Source organism: Arthrobacter sp. ISL-69 (assembly GCF_018613775.1).
GTDB lineage: Bacteria > Actinomycetota > Actinomycetes > Actinomycetales > Micrococcaceae > Arthrobacter.
Genome location: NZ_JAGGPO010000023.1, coordinates 46,863 through 59,939 on the forward strand (window position 1 = coordinate 46,863; position 13,077 = coordinate 59,939).

Here is a 13,077-nt window from a genome sequence, read left to right on the forward strand (position 1 = left end):
CTAGTTAATACGCGCCCGAAGGCATGCACATTGCTTTGAAAGTCCGCCACATGATGATGACGTCCCCCATGATCGACCAGTTTTCGACGTAGTAGAGATCGAGGCGCACGGCCTCGTCCCAGGGCAGGTCCGAGCGGCCGTTGACCTGCCAGAGGCCGGTGATTCCCGGTTTGATGAGCAGCCGGCGGTGGGTGTGCCGTTCGTAGGCTTCCACCTCGCGCTGCAGCGGCGGCCGTGGACCCACCAGGCTCATCTCGCCGGTGAGCACGTTCCAGAACTGCGGCAGTTCATCCAGCGAGTAGCGGCGCATCCAGCGCCCGCAGCTGGTCACCCGCGGATCGTTCTGCATTTTGAACAGCACGCCTGCACCCTCGTTGCGCGCCATCAGTGCAGCGAGTGACGCTTCCGCGTCGGTGACCATGGACCGGAACTTGATCATCCGGAACGGACGGCCGGCTTTGCCGACACGCTCCTGTTTGAAGAACACCGGCCCCGGCCCGTCCCGTTTGACGATGACCGCGAGGGCCAGGAACAGCGGCGACAGCAGGACGAGGGCCACGGTGGCGCCCGCGATGTCCAGGAGCCGCTTGAGCACGTGCTTGCCGCCGCTGTATTGCGGCACATCCACATGCATCAGCGGCAGTCCCTCCACCGGCCGCCAGTGGATCCGCGGCCCCGCTACGTTCGTCAGCGTGGACGCCAGGACCAGTTCCGCGCGATGCTCTTCCAGCCGCCATCCCAGCTCCCGGATGTACTGGTTGCCTCCCGGTACCGGCCCCGCCACGATGACTGCCTCGGCACCGTGGTTTCCCACGGTGCGGACAACGTCGTCGGTGGAGGACAGCACCGGAATCCGGCGGCCATCGACGTCGAGCATCATTCCCCGGCGGGCGCCTGGCAGCGACACCCCCAGAATTTCGTATGCCGCGCCGGTCTTCTTGGCGATCCGCCCGAGGACGTAGCGGACATCGTTCGGCTCGCCAATGACTATCGCCTTCACCAGGAACTGGCCCTCGGCCTGTTTCCGGTTGTACCAGCGGCGGGCGAACCACCGGTTTCCCACCAGTGCCAACAGGCCCAGCGGGAACGACGCGACATAGAACGCCCAGGCCGGTTCCAGGCGGAATACCACCAGGAACACCGCCAGGAGGCCAAAGACCCGGGTGGTGGAGACGGCAACGCGTTTGTATTCGCTGGAACCGACGCCCAGGACCTTCGGATCCCGGGTCCGGTATAAATGGAGCGCGCCGATCCATAACACCGCAAGGCCGGCGGCCAGGAGGGCGCCGAGCGCATTGTCGCGGCTTTCGGCAAAGGAGTGCCCGCCGTCGAACCGGATCACGTATCCGGCGAGCACCGAGACAACCACCAAGAGGGAGTCGGTCAGCCGGAGGAATCGGGCCAGGAAGCGGGCCCACTCACGGCCGGACAGCTTGCGTGCGGACGGCTGCCGTTCCGGGCTGCCGGGGGAACCCCCGACGGCGCCAAGCGGCGGTGCGGCGACGGTCCCGGAGGTCCCTCCGGGATTCAGGAACCTCAGCACGAACGGGCTTGTTTTACCCAGCTGGCTCACTGCAGCCCCCAAACATTAGAGGCGGAGGGGCGCCACGCGCAGGCAGACCATGTCGCCATTGCCTATCCCCCCGAACATTGGTAGGCGGCACCGGTTGATGCCTTCCCCAATGAAAGCCGTGGGCCGGTCCCCGCGTCACGAGCGGCACCTACCCGGCTTTCTATGCATGCCGTTGGAGCTTTATGCGTGTGGTACTCGGACAGGTCGTGGACCCTTAGGTCGGGGTGCCGGGTATTACGTGGACCCACGGCAGCCAGGGACACCCGGGCCTACGCGAATTCGGGACCCGGCGACGGCCTTTCGAAGGCGCGCCCGGGTTGGCAGCCGCCAGCTTCGGAGCGGCTCAAAACCGCGCCAATTCAGGGATGTGGGCGTTCGTGACGCAGCGGCAATCCCCCTGAAACAGGGCCCGGACATGATGTGAGTATGAAGCGCAAGACACAGTCCCCCGAATCGGCCGACTTGAGCTGCGAAGTTTGCGGCCAGATGCCGGAACCGCCAAAAGCCCGGCTGACCCTGGCGAATATAGCGGTGATGCTGCCCATTGAGCTCCTGGTGCATGCCGCCGTGGTGGAGACGCATCTCCCGTATGTGGCCAAGGTCCTGGTGCTTACCCTGACCGCCACAGTGCTGGTCATCTGGGTGGCCGAACCGTCGGCGGCCCGGATGCTGAGGAGCTGGCTGCATGCTCCTGCCCTGCGGCACCGCAAACGGCTGAATACGGCACCGGCCCTGTGGCGTGCCCGCACAGTGCTGCGCGATGAACCCGGGTCCCTTCAGAAGATTACGCAGGCCCTGGCACGGCTGGACACCAACATCCTCAGCATCCACATCCATCCGGTGGCGGGCGGTGTCTTGGACGAGTTCGTCCTGTCCGCCCCGGGGCACCTCCGCGAGCGCGGGCTGCTCGAGGCACTGCGCGACGGCGGCGGCCGGCATGCCCATGTCTGGCCCACCACCGCCCTGGCGATGGCCGACGGCCAGACCAGGGCCCTGAGCCTGGCCGCCCGGATCGCCGGCAATCCGAATGAGCTTCCGCTGGCCGTGGCCGAGCTGCTTTCCGCCAGGATCGTGCCCGTTTCCGTGGAGGGCGGCCAGGAACCTCCGGCCTCAGCCGACGCCGGGACGGTACTGAAGATCCCCACGGCCTGGCACGGCCCCATCACCTTCTACCGGCCCGGCGAACCGTTTACTCCCGCCGAATCGGCGCGCGCGCACCGGCTGGCCGAGCTCGCCGAGATCCTGGCGCACACCGACAGCCGGTAACCGGGGCCGCCAGGCTGCCGAACCGGCGACGGACTGACGAACCGGCGTCAGGCTGCACTGGCGGCAGCTTGGGCAGCTGGGGCAGTCACAATCGGTAAATAAGCGGCCCGACCGGCATTGCCGGAAAAACCCTTGACAGTGGCGGGGGTCACTTCTATCTTTAATTTTGGGATCCCAAATCGGGATCCCAAAAGTGATCACCTCCCGGACCGCCTGCACCAGCAAGGCGCACCCAGATTCAGTCCGGGAAAGCATGGCCGCCGCCGAATCCGGCCGCCGGCCAGCCACAGCTCAGAGTCTTTCCCCTGCCCGCAAATCTTCCCCGTGAAGGAGAAGCTGTGTCTCTTCCAAGTACCGAAACGTCAAGTTCCGAATCCTCCAATACCGAAACCGACCAAGCAGAAACCCAAACCGCACTCGAGGGCCAGACCGGCAAGGACGGCGTGCAACGGCGCACCAACGTCCGCTGGAAGCTCTTCCTGCTGCTCCTCGTCCTGGTCGCCGTCAACTACATCGACCGGGGCTCCATCTCGGTGGCGCTCCCGATCATCCAGAAGGAATTCAACATGGCCCCGGAGCTGGTGGGCCTGCTGCTCTCCGCCTTCTTCTGGACCTACGCCATCATGCAGATCCCGGTGGGCCTGCTCATCGACAAGTTCGGCCCGCGCAAGGTCATGACAGCCTCGTGCGTTGGCTGGGGCGCCGCAACGGCCGCCTCAGGCATGGCCGGCGGCTTCCTGAGCATGTTCATCGCCCGGCTTGGCATCGGCGTCACCGAAGCCGGCGTCATGCCCGCCGGCGGCAAGCTGAATGCCATCTGGATGCACAAGTCCGAGCGCGGCCGCGGTGCCACCATCCTGGACGCCGGAGCTCCCCTCGGCGCAGGACTGGGCGGCATCCTCATCGCAGGATTGATCGCCGCCACCGGCAGCTGGCGCAGTTCGTTCGTCATCGCCGGTGCGGCCACCGTGCTCATGGGCCTGGCCGTCTGGTGGTACGTCCGGGACAACCCGCGCCAGCACCGCGGCGTCAACGCCGCCGAGGCCGAATACATCGAGGCCTCCCACGCGGCGGAGGACGCCGAGGCCGAGCTGGACGGCAGCAAGGGCAAGCGCGCCCTGCTCCCCTACCTGAAGTTCCGCTCCTTCTGGGCCATGTGCTTCGGCTGGCTGGGCTTCAACGGCGTGTTTTACGGCCTCCTCACCTGGGGCCCGCTCTACCTCGCCCAGGCCAAGGGCTTCGACCTGAAAACCATCGGGTGGTCCACGTTCGTGATCTTCGGCGCCGGCTTCGTCGGCGAGATCCTGGGCGGCGCCATCGCTGACAAGTGGCGGGCAGCCGGAGCCTCGGCCAACCGCGTCATGCGCACGCTGCTGGGAACCTCCAGCGTCGTGGTGGTGGGCGGCCTCATCGGGGTGACCGTCGTGGCGGACCCGACCACCGCCGTCGTCCTCCTTTCCGTGGTGATGTTCTTCCTCCGCTGGGTGGGACTCTTCTGGAGCATCCCGTCCATCCTGGGCGGCCGGACCAATGCCGGTGTCCTGGGCGGCGCGATGAACTTCAGCGGCAATATCTCGGGCTTCGTCACCCCTATTGCCGTCGGCCTGATCGTCGGCGCCACGGGCTCCTACACCTGGGCGCTGCTGTACTTCGTGGGATCCGCCATCATCATGGGCGTGTCCGTCCTGATGCTGGACTACAACAAGCGCCTCCCTGTCTAGGCTGGCGCCCTAAGCTGGGCACCGCAGCACATCCTCCCGTGCCGGGAGCGCAATACCGATCAAGAAACCCGAATGGAGCACCATGCTTGCCGCAGAAGAAACCCAGGACAAGGAACGCCCCCTCCGCGAGACTGTCCGGGACGCGCTCCGCACCAGGATCTTCGAAGGGCATTACGCGCCCGGCACACGGCTGGTGGAACGCGACCTGGCAGCCGAGTTCAATGTCTCCCGGCTGCCAGTCCGCGAGGCGCTGCGGATGCTGCGCCAGGAGGGCCTCCTCAGCGACCGGGGAGCCCGCGGCGCGGAGGTCAGCTCACTCAGTCCCAAGGACGTGGAGGATCTCTTCGATGTCCGCCAGTCGCTGGAGGTGCTCGCCTGCCGCCTTGCCGCCGTCCGGGCCACGCCCGGGGACCTTGAGTACCTTGACGGGCTCCTGGACGAGGCCGAACGCTGCCTCGCCAAGGGGGCCGTTATGGAAGCCCACCGGGCCAACAGCGAATTCCACGACGCCATCACCCGGATCGCGGACAACGGCTTCCTCAGGTCCGCCCTGGAACCGCTGCAGGGCCGCATGCACTGGCTGTTCCGCCACGTGAGCGACCTGCCCGAACTGATCCAGGAACACCGGGAACTCTACGGCGCCATCGCCAGCGGCGATCCCGACCGCGCCGCCGCCCAGTCGGCGTCGCACATCGGCAAATACCGCGAACAGTTCCCCGACGATTTCCAGAAAACAGAACCCGCTCTTCACCGGAAGAAGAAATGAAACTCCTTGTCATCAACCCCAACATCAGCGACGACGTCACGGCGCTGATCGAATCGGAAGCCCTGCGCTCGGCCTCGCCGGGCACCGAACTGGTGGTCCGCACTGCCGGGCACGGCGTTGAATACATCGAAACCCGCTTTGAGTCCCTGATCGCCGCCGGCGCCGTGGCAGAGGTCATCGCCGAATACACCGCGGAAACGTCTGACGGCGGCGCTGATGGCGCCTCCCGCGCGGACCGCATCGACGCGGCACCCGTCGACGGCGTCGTGGTGGCGGCCTTCGGGGATCCGGGTATGCCTGCCCTGAAGGAACTCACGGACGTGCCCGTCATCGGCATCACTGAGGCCGCACTGTGCGCCGCCGCCCTGCAGGGCCACCGCTTCTCCATCATCGCCATCTCGGACCGGATCCGGCCCTGGTACCTGGACTGCGTGGAACGCTTCGGCCTCGGCGGCCGGCTGGCATCCATCCGCTCCATCAACGAAAGCCTCAACGGCATCGGTTCCGTGCAGCACGACTTCAAGGAAACGCTGCTGGCACTCAGCCGGCAGGCCGTCACGGAGGACGGGGCCGACGTCGTGATCCTCGCCGGGGCGCCCCTCGCCGGGCTGGCCCGCGAACTTCGGGGCCAGATCCCGGTTCCGGTGGTGGACGGCATCTCCGCCGGCATCCGCATGGCGGAGGCCGTGGTGGGGCTCCAGTCCGGCCCGCACCGGGCCGGTGCCTTCGCGCCGCCGCCGCTCAAGGCCCGCAGGGGCCTCTCAGAAAACCTCGACGCCGCCCTGGCCGCCGCCCAGTCTGCACAAACCGCATCAAAGAACTAGGAGGACAATGATGTCCCGCATTCCAGACCTCGTCATCGCCAATGGCACCGTGGTGAACAGCTTCGGCCGCCGGAACGCCCACGTGGTGGTCCGCGACGGCCGCATTGAACAGCTCATCGACGCCGCGGAACCCGTCCCCGAGGCCGCACGCACGGTCGACGCCACCGGCCTGCTGGTGATCCCCGGCGGCGTGGACGGACACTGCCACGTGGCGCAGGTGACTGGACGCTTCCGCACCCCTGACGATTACCGCACCACCTCCACCGCAGCGCTGTGGGGCGGCACCACCACCATCATCGACTTCGGCATTCCCCGTGACGCCCAGGAAACCCCGCTGGCCGCTGTCCTGCACAAGAAGGAACTCGCGCAGGAGTCCCGCTGCGACGTCGCCCTGCACGGCTCCGTCGTCAGCTGGGACGAGACCGTGCCCTGGCAGCTGGAGCAGCTGGCAGCCGAGGGAGTGCGTTCGGTGAAGATGTACACCACCAACCGCGGCAGCACCATGGCGGACGGGGACACCATCCTGAAGGTCATGCGCGAAATGGTCCGGCTGGACGGCCTAACCTACATCCACGCCGAACACGACGCCATCATCAGCGACTGCACGCAGCAGCACGCCGACGACGGCAGGATCGGGATCGAGCACCTGCACCGGACCCGCCCGGAGCTTGCCGAGGAAATCTCGGTCAAGGAAACCCTGGCCATGGCCGAGTACACCAAGGCCCCCGTGTACTTCGTGCACCAGTCCACCCCGGGCGCCGTCGACTTGGTCACCGAGGCACGTGCCCGCGGCCAGGAGGCCTATTCCGAGACGTGCCCGCACTACCTCACCCTCGATGACACGGTGTACGGGTCCACGTTCCCCGAGTGGTACGCCTGCTGCCCGCCCATGCGCAGCCCCGAAACCGTGGCCGCACTCAAGGATCGGCTGGCCGGCGGCGCCATCCACACCGTCGCTTCGGACCATTCCTGCTACGACCTGTCACAGAAACGCGAGCGCACGGACGACGTCCGCGCCATGCCGCACGGCCTGCCCGGGGTCGAAACCCGGATGCCCGTCACCTTCACGGCCATGGCTTCCGCCGGCAGCTCGGTGGAGGCCTTCGTGGAGGTCTTCTCCGCCGGCCCGGCCCGCATCAACGCGGTCCCCGGCAAGGGGACCATCGCCGAGGGCTTCGACGCCGACCTGGTGGTCTTCGATCCCGCCGAGGAACGGACGGTGGACGGCGGTGCGCTGCACATGGGCACTGATTTCTCGCCGTTCGACGGCCGCACGCTCACCGGCTGGCCCGCCGTCGTGGTCTCCGCCGGGCGGGTGGTGGTCGACGGCGGCGGCTTCCACGATCCCGGCGCCGTGGGGCGTTTTGTGGCCCGCAACGGCTTCCGCGAACACCACTCGTCCGCCGCGGGTTCCGCCGCCACCACGACCCTCTCCGCAGCAAACTAGGAGCAGCCATGCCATCCCCCGCACGCAAGACCCGCATCGGCATGATCGTGCCGTCTTCCAACACCTGCCTTGAGCCCCAGAGCTACCGCATCCTGGGCGACCGGGACGACGTCACCATCCATTTCACCCGGATCCCCGTCACCCGGATCGCCCTGGATGACTCCTCGGACAAGCAGTTCGATCCGGCTGTCATGCGCGCCGCCGCCGAGCTGCTGGCGACGGCCGATGTGGACGTCATCGCCTGGAACGGCACGTCCGGCTCCTGGCTCGGCGCGGACCACGATCGTGAGCTGGTCGGCAAAATCGTGGACGCGACGGGCATCCCGGCCACCACGTCCACGCTGGCCTACCTGGAGGCCTTTGAGTCCTTCGGCACGGAGCGGATAGGGCTTTTCACGCCGTACACGGAGGACGTGAACGGCGCCATCATGGCCTCCTACGAGAGACACGGTATCAAGACCATCGGCCACCGTGCCCTGGGGTTGCGTGACAACGAGTCGTTCGCCCGGGTCACGGACGACGAGATGCGGCCCGGGTCCCTGGAGCTTGCAGCAGCCCGCCCGGACGCCCTGATCTACCTGTGCACCAACCTGTACGGTGCCGACATCGCAGCGGAAGTGGAGGCAGAAACCGGCGTTCCGGTGCTGGACTCCGTGGCCGTGACGCTGTGGCACTGCCTCAAACTTGCCGGGTCCCCCTTGCTCGCACCAAGGTGGGGCAGGCTGCTGGCCGGCTAAACGCCAAGCAGTCCAGTCAAGAACCGACGGCGGCGCGCCCCCGGGAGCGTGCCGCCGTCGAACCTTAATTCCCGGTGCCCAGCCGCCGTTCAGGCGGCCGGCGGAGCGGTCATCCTGATCTTAAGGGCGCCGGGCTCCACGCTGATGACAAGATGCTTGCCCGTGCCCACGTGGTCGCCGTCCAGCTGGAATTCCTGTTCGTGCTCCAACGTGATCTCTGCGGTCTTGCCCTGGAAATACTCCACGGATTCCATCTCATCCTTTCGCCTGCCAAAGATGCCCGCCACCACTCCCAGCCACCCCAGCCGTCCCCTCGGGGACATGATCAGGACGTCCAGCACGCCGTCGTCGATCTCTGCGTCAGGAAAGATTTCCACGCCACCCATGATCCGGCCGCAATTGCCGAACATCACGCTGCGGATCCGCCGTCCGATGGGGCGCTGCCCGTCAACGCTGATCTTTGCCTTCACGGGCTTGCCCGGCAGTTTGCGGATGCCTGCCTCGACGTAGGCCAGCCAGCCCATCCGATCCTTGAGGACGTCCACCGTGTCCGCCATGATGGCGGCGTCGTAGCCCACGCCGGCCATCACCAGGAAAACCTGTTCGTCGTCCGAATGGTCCAGCTTCGCCTTGACCACGTCCACGGTGATCTCGGTGCCGTTCAGGACGTCGAACGCCGCTGCCACGGGGTCCGTGATGTCGACGCCCAGATTGCGGGCCAGCAGATTGCCCGTGCCCAGCGGGACGAGGCCCAACGGAACTCCGGTTCCGGCGAGCGCTTCGGCCACGCAGCGCACGGTGCCGTCGCCGCCGGCGGCGATGACGACGTCGACCCCCGCCTCCAGTGCTTCGCGCGCCTGCCCTTCGCCCGGGTCTTCAACGGTGGTCTCGAGCCACAGCGGCTCGGCCCAGCCCTGCGTTTCGCAGAGCCGGACCAGGGCGGCGCGGAGATCGGGGCCCACGGCCTTGGCAGGATTGACGACGACGGCGGCGCGCCGGGTGCTGTCGCCGGCCTCGGGTGCCGGGGTGCTTTCGGGAGCGCTGGCGTTCTCCGGCGCAGTGGTTTGCTGGGTCATGGCGTCCTTCACGGGCGGAATGTTCGGGGGTATTCCCATGGTGAATCGTAACCGTGATCGGCCTGTTTTGGTCAGCATGCTGAGCTTTCGGTGGCGGGCCCGCCGGCTAGTGCTTGGCTGAGAGATCCGCGGAGATCAGCCGGGCTGTCTCCACCGTCGCCGTCCGCACCATGTCCAGGTAGCCCTTGGGGTCCGGCTTTGCGGCCACCGACTGGGCCTGCAGGGAGACGTTGATGGCCGCAACCACCTTCGTGGGGCCGTGGTAAACCGGCGCGGCAATGGACATCAGCCCCAGTTCGAGTTCCTGGTCCAGCAGGCACCAGCCCTGCGCCCGGACCGTGTCCAGCACCGGCACGAGGTCCTTCTTCGTGCCGATGGCCCGGGGCGTGAGGGGCTTGATCTCGGCCTCCGCGAGGTACTCCTGGAGCTTGGCCGGCGGCAGCGTGGCGAGCAGCACGCGGCCCATGGACGTGGCGTACGCCGGGAAACGCGTGCCCACGGTGATGCCGACGTTCATGATCCGGCGCGTCGTGACGCGCGCGATGTAGGCGATGTCCTGCCCGTCCAGAACCGCGGCCGACGTCGACTCACCCAGCCGGAGCGAGAGCTCCTCCAGGTGCGGCTGCGCGAGCTGCGGCAGGGACAGCCCGGACAGGTACGCGTACCCGAGCTGCAGTACCTGCGCCGTGAGGCCGAACGTTTTGCCGTCGGTGCGGACGTAGCCCAGCTCCACCAGAGTATGCAGGAAGCGGCGGGCCGTGGCGCGGGTGAGGTCAGTCCGGGCTGCCACCTCGGTGAGGGTCATCACCGGGTGGTCGGTATCGAAGGCGCGGATTACGGCCAACCCGCGGGCCAGGGATTGGACATACTGGTCGCTGGCCGGGGGCGCAGAGGACGGCCTGGGCGCATTCGCTGCTGCTGCGTCGGTCATGGATACCAATCCTATTTGCCGCCCGGTCCCCTGAAGCGCGAACTGGCAGCTAATGACCCCAGATCGGGGATTTGGGGTCATCTGCTGCCAGTTCGCGCCGTAGGTGGGGTTAGCGTTCGACGGCGGGGGCTGCTGTGAGGGGGACGGGCACCAATTCCTGGAGCTCCTCGAGGGTGCAGCCGAAGGTTTCGCGCACCTGGACGCCGTCCGGACCCGTGAGGAACACGGCCTTGTCCGTGTACACGCGGGTCACGCAGCCCACGCCGGTGAGCGGGTAGGTGCAGGCGTCCACGATCTTCGAGGCGCCGTCACGGGCCAGGAGCGTCATCATCACAAATACGTCCTTGGCGCCGGTGGCCAGGTCCATCGCACCGCCCACGGCAGGGATGGCGTCCGGTGCGCCGGTGTGCCAGTTGGCGAGGTCACCGGTGGCGGAGACCTGGAACGCGCCGAGCACGCAGATGTCCAGGTGCCCGCCGCGCATGATCGCGAACGAGTCGGCGTGGTGGAAGTAGGACGCCCCCGGGAGCTCGGTGACAGGGATCTTGCCGGCATTGATGAGGTCGCCGTCGATCTGCTCGCCGGTGGCTTCCGGGCCCATGCCGAGCATGCCGTTCTCGGTGTGGAGCGTGATGTTCTGCTCCGGCTCGAGGTAGTTGGACACCAGGGTGGGCTGGCCGATGCCCAGGTTCACGAACGAACCTGGCTTGATGTCCTTCGCCACGAGCCGGGCCAGGTCGTCGCGGCCCAGGGGCGTCTCGCTGGTCTGGATGGATGCTGTCTGGATGCTCATGTCAGGCCACCTTCACAATGCTGTTCACGTAGATGCCGGGGGTCACGATGACCTCCGGGTCCAGCCCACCGGTCGGGACGATTTCCGAAACCTGGACCACGGTGTGCTTGGCCGCGGCGGCCATGATCGGGCCGAAGTTCCGGGCCGTCTTGCGGTACACGAGGTTCCCGACGCCGTCGGCCTTGAGCGCCTTGATCAGGGCAACGTCGGCGTGGATAGGGGTCTCGAAGACCTGGCCCCGGCCGTCCAGGATGCGGGTTTCCTTGCCCTCGGCCAGCATGGTGCCGTAGCCGGTGGGCGTGAAGAAGCCGCCGATTCCGGCGCCGGCGGCACGGATGCGTTCGGCCAGGTTGCCCTGCGGGACGAGTTCCAGCTCGATCTCACCGGCCTTGTATTTGGCGTCGAAGTGCCAGGAGTCGGACTGCCGCGGGAAGGAGCAGATCATCTTCTTCACCCGGCCTTCCTTGATGAGCAGGGCCAGCCCCTGGTCGCCCTGGCCGGCGTTGTTGTTCACCACGGTGAGCTCGCGGGCTCCGCAGTCCATCAGCGCATCGATCAGTTCGAACGGCTGGCCGGCGTTGCCGAAGCCACCGATCATCACGGTGGAGCCGTCCTTGATGCCGGCGACAGCCTCGCCAACAGTGTCAATGAAATTCAGCATGATCCTAGCCCTTCACAGAAACAGTAACGTTTTCGAGCACCACGGCCAGGCCCTGCCCGACGCCGATGCAGATCGCGGCGACGCCCCAGCGCTCCCCGGAGGCCTGCAGGCTGCGGGCCAGGGTGCCGAGGATGCGGCCGCCGGAGGCGCCCAGCGGGTGGCCCATCGCGATCGCGCCGCCGTGCCGGTTCACGATGGAGGCATCGATGCCCCAGGCGTTGATGCACGCCAGGGACTGCGCGGCGAACGCTTCGTTAAGTTCGACGGCGCCCACCTGGTCCCAGCCGATGCCCGCCTTCGCGAGGGCCTTGCTCGCGGCCTCCACCGGGGCGTAGCCGAAGAACTGCGGGTCGTTGGCGTGCGCGCCGCGCCCGGCGATCCGGGCCAGCGGTTCCATGCTGAGCAGCCCGGCGGCGTTCTCGGATCCGATCCAGGCCGCGGAGGCGCCGTCGGACAGCGGGGAGGCGTTGCCGGCGGTGACGGTGCCGTTCTCGGTGCGGAACACTGTCTTCAGGCCGGCGAGCTTCTCGGCCGAGGATCCGGCGCGGATGCCTTCGTCGCGGACCAGGTCGGTGCCGGGAACCGGGGTCACCAGGTTGTCGTAGAACCCTTCGTCCCACGCCGCGGCAGCGAGGTTGTGCGAGTTCGCGGAGAACTCATCCTGCTGTTCGCGGGTCACGCCGTACTTCTCGCGCAGCCGTTCGGTGGCCTCGCCCAAGGAAATCGTCCAGTCCTTCGGCATGGCCTTGTTCACCAGACGCCAGCCCAGCGTGGTGGACGCCAGCGTCATGTCCCCGGCCGGGTAGGGCTTCTCGGTCTTGGGCAGCACCCAGGGGGCACGGGACATCGACTCCGCCCCGCCGATCAGCATCAGCTCGGCGTCACCGGCGTTGACCTGGCGGGACGCGATGATGGCCGCGTCCAGGGACGATCCGCAGAGCCGGTTCACCGTGGTGCCGGGGATCGAGACCGGCAAGCCTGCCAGCAGGGTGCCCATCCGGGCGATGTTGCGGTTCTCCTCGCCGGCGCCGTTGGCGTTTCCGAAGACCACTTCGTCGATCCGCTCGGCGTCGAGCTTCGGGGCGCGCTTCACGATCTCGCCGATCACGTGCGCGGCGAGGTCATCCGGGCGGACACCGGCGAGGCCGGAGCCGAACTTCCCGAACGGCGTGCGTACAGCGTCGTAAACAAATGCTTGGTTCAAAATGCTCCTCTAATTCTGTGGGTCCCAACTAGGTAGCAGCAGGTGTCGTTATGAGGGCTCAAAACGACATCTAGTGCT

12 protein-coding genes are annotated in these 13,077 nt (G+C 67.2%); 6 read left to right on the forward strand and 6 right to left on the reverse strand.

Annotated features, from left to right (window positions below):
* Nucleotides 1–4 precede the first annotated feature (4 nt).
* Entirely contained in the window at nucleotides 5–1,573 is a 1,569-nt protein-coding gene (locus J7I79_RS17100; RefSeq protein ID WP_214955219.1) for a sugar transferase, read from the reverse strand.
* A gap of 426 nt (nucleotides 1,574–1,999) precedes the next feature.
* Here J7I79_RS17100 and J7I79_RS17105 point away from each other — a divergent pair, with 426 nt between their 5' ends.
* The 6 genes from J7I79_RS17105 to J7I79_RS17130 all read left to right on the forward strand — a co-directional run bounded on the left by J7I79_RS17105 (nucleotide 2,000) and on the right by J7I79_RS17130 (nucleotide 8,334).
* Nucleotides 2,000–2,839, forward strand: a complete 840-nt coding sequence (locus J7I79_RS17105; protein ID WP_214955220.1) for an ACT domain-containing protein — start codon at nucleotides 2,000–2,002, stop codon at nucleotides 2,837–2,839.
* A 338-nt stretch (nucleotides 2,840–3,177) separates the two neighbouring features.
* Entirely contained in the window at nucleotides 3,178–4,560 is a 1,383-nt protein-coding gene (locus J7I79_RS17110) for an MFS transporter (RefSeq protein WP_214955222.1), read from the forward strand.
* Nucleotides 4,561–4,642: 82 nt separating this feature from the next.
* Entirely contained in the window at nucleotides 4,643–5,326 is a 684-nt protein-coding gene (locus J7I79_RS17115; RefSeq protein ID WP_214955224.1) for a GntR family transcriptional regulator, read from the forward strand.
* On the forward strand, nucleotides 5,323–6,150 hold the full coding sequence (locus J7I79_RS17120; protein WP_214955226.1) for an aspartate/glutamate racemase family protein: 828 nt from the start codon (nucleotides 5,323–5,325) through the stop codon (nucleotides 6,148–6,150). The genes J7I79_RS17115 and J7I79_RS17120 overlap by 4 nt, the downstream gene beginning before the upstream one ends.
* A 10-nt stretch (nucleotides 6,151–6,160) precedes the next feature.
* Nucleotides 6,161–7,597 carry an amidohydrolase family protein gene (locus J7I79_RS17125; protein WP_214955228.1) on the forward strand — a complete coding sequence of 479 codons (1,437 nt, stop codon included), beginning with the start codon at nucleotides 6,161–6,163 and terminating at the stop codon, nucleotides 7,595–7,597.
* Between the two features lie 8 nt (nucleotides 7,598–7,605).
* Nucleotides 7,606–8,334 carry an aspartate/glutamate racemase family protein gene (locus J7I79_RS17130; RefSeq protein ID WP_214955230.1) on the forward strand — a complete coding sequence of 243 codons (729 nt, stop codon included), beginning with the start codon at nucleotides 7,606–7,608 and terminating at the stop codon, nucleotides 8,332–8,334.
* A gap of 89 nt (nucleotides 8,335–8,423) precedes the next feature.
* On the opposite strand, the gene J7I79_RS17135 is transcribed toward J7I79_RS17130, so the two are convergent.
* From J7I79_RS17135 to J7I79_RS17155, 5 genes are all read right to left on the reverse strand, one after another.
* Nucleotides 8,424–9,410, reverse strand: coding sequence for a diacylglycerol kinase family protein (locus J7I79_RS17135; protein WP_214955232.1), 987 nt, complete (start codon nucleotides 9,408–9,410; stop codon nucleotides 8,424–8,426).
* A gap of 106 nt (nucleotides 9,411–9,516) precedes the next feature.
* Nucleotides 9,517–10,341, reverse strand: a complete 825-nt coding sequence (locus J7I79_RS17140) for an IclR family transcriptional regulator C-terminal domain-containing protein (RefSeq protein WP_214955234.1) — start codon at nucleotides 10,339–10,341, stop codon at nucleotides 9,517–9,519.
* A 109-nt stretch (nucleotides 10,342–10,450) separates the two neighbouring features.
* Nucleotides 10,451–11,134, reverse strand: a complete 684-nt coding sequence (locus tag J7I79_RS17145; RefSeq protein WP_214955236.1) for a 3-oxoacid CoA-transferase subunit B — start codon at nucleotides 11,132–11,134, stop codon at nucleotides 10,451–10,453.
* 1 nt (nucleotide 11,135) lies between these two features.
* Entirely contained in the window at nucleotides 11,136–11,795 is a 660-nt protein-coding gene (locus J7I79_RS17150) for a 3-oxoacid CoA-transferase subunit A (RefSeq protein ID WP_214955238.1), read from the reverse strand.
* 4 nt (nucleotides 11,796–11,799) lie between these two features.
* Nucleotides 11,800–12,999: a thiolase family protein gene (locus tag J7I79_RS17155; protein ID WP_214955240.1), complete on the reverse strand. Its 1,200-nt coding sequence runs from the start codon at nucleotides 12,997–12,999 to the stop codon at nucleotides 11,800–11,802.
* Between the last annotated feature and the right edge of the window lie 78 nt (nucleotides 13,000–13,077).

Bases quoted from the DNA above. Each gene is read 5' to 3' on its own strand.
- J7I79_RS17105 (WP_214955220.1), top strand. From the start codon at position 2,000: ATGAAGCGCAAGACACAGTCCCCCGAATCGGCCGACTTGAGCTGCGAA.
- J7I79_RS17115 (WP_214955224.1), top strand. From the start codon at position 4,643: ATGCTTGCCGCAGAAGAAACCCAGGACAAGGAACGCCCCCTCCGCGAG.
- J7I79_RS17120 (WP_214955226.1), top strand. From the start codon at position 5,323: ATGAAACTCCTTGTCATCAACCCCAACATCAGCGACGACGTCACGGCG.
- J7I79_RS17125 (WP_214955228.1), top strand. From the start codon at position 6,161: ATGTCCCGCATTCCAGACCTCGTCATCGCCAATGGCACCGTGGTGAAC.
- J7I79_RS17130 (WP_214955230.1), top strand. From the start codon at position 7,606: ATGCCATCCCCCGCACGCAAGACCCGCATCGGCATGATCGTGCCGTCT.
- J7I79_RS17135 (WP_214955232.1), bottom strand. From the start codon at position 9,410: ATGACCCAGCAAACCACTGCGCCGGAGAACGCCAGCGCTCCCGAAAGC.
- J7I79_RS17140 (WP_214955234.1), bottom strand. From the start codon at position 10,341: ATGACCGACGCAGCAGCAGCGAATGCGCCCAGGCCGTCCTCTGCGCCC.
- J7I79_RS17145 (WP_214955236.1), bottom strand. From the start codon at position 11,134: ATGAGCATCCAGACAGCATCCATCCAGACCAGCGAGACGCCCCTGGGC.
- J7I79_RS17150 (WP_214955238.1), bottom strand. From the start codon at position 11,795: ATGCTGAATTTCATTGACACTGTTGGCGAGGCTGTCGCCGGCATCAAG.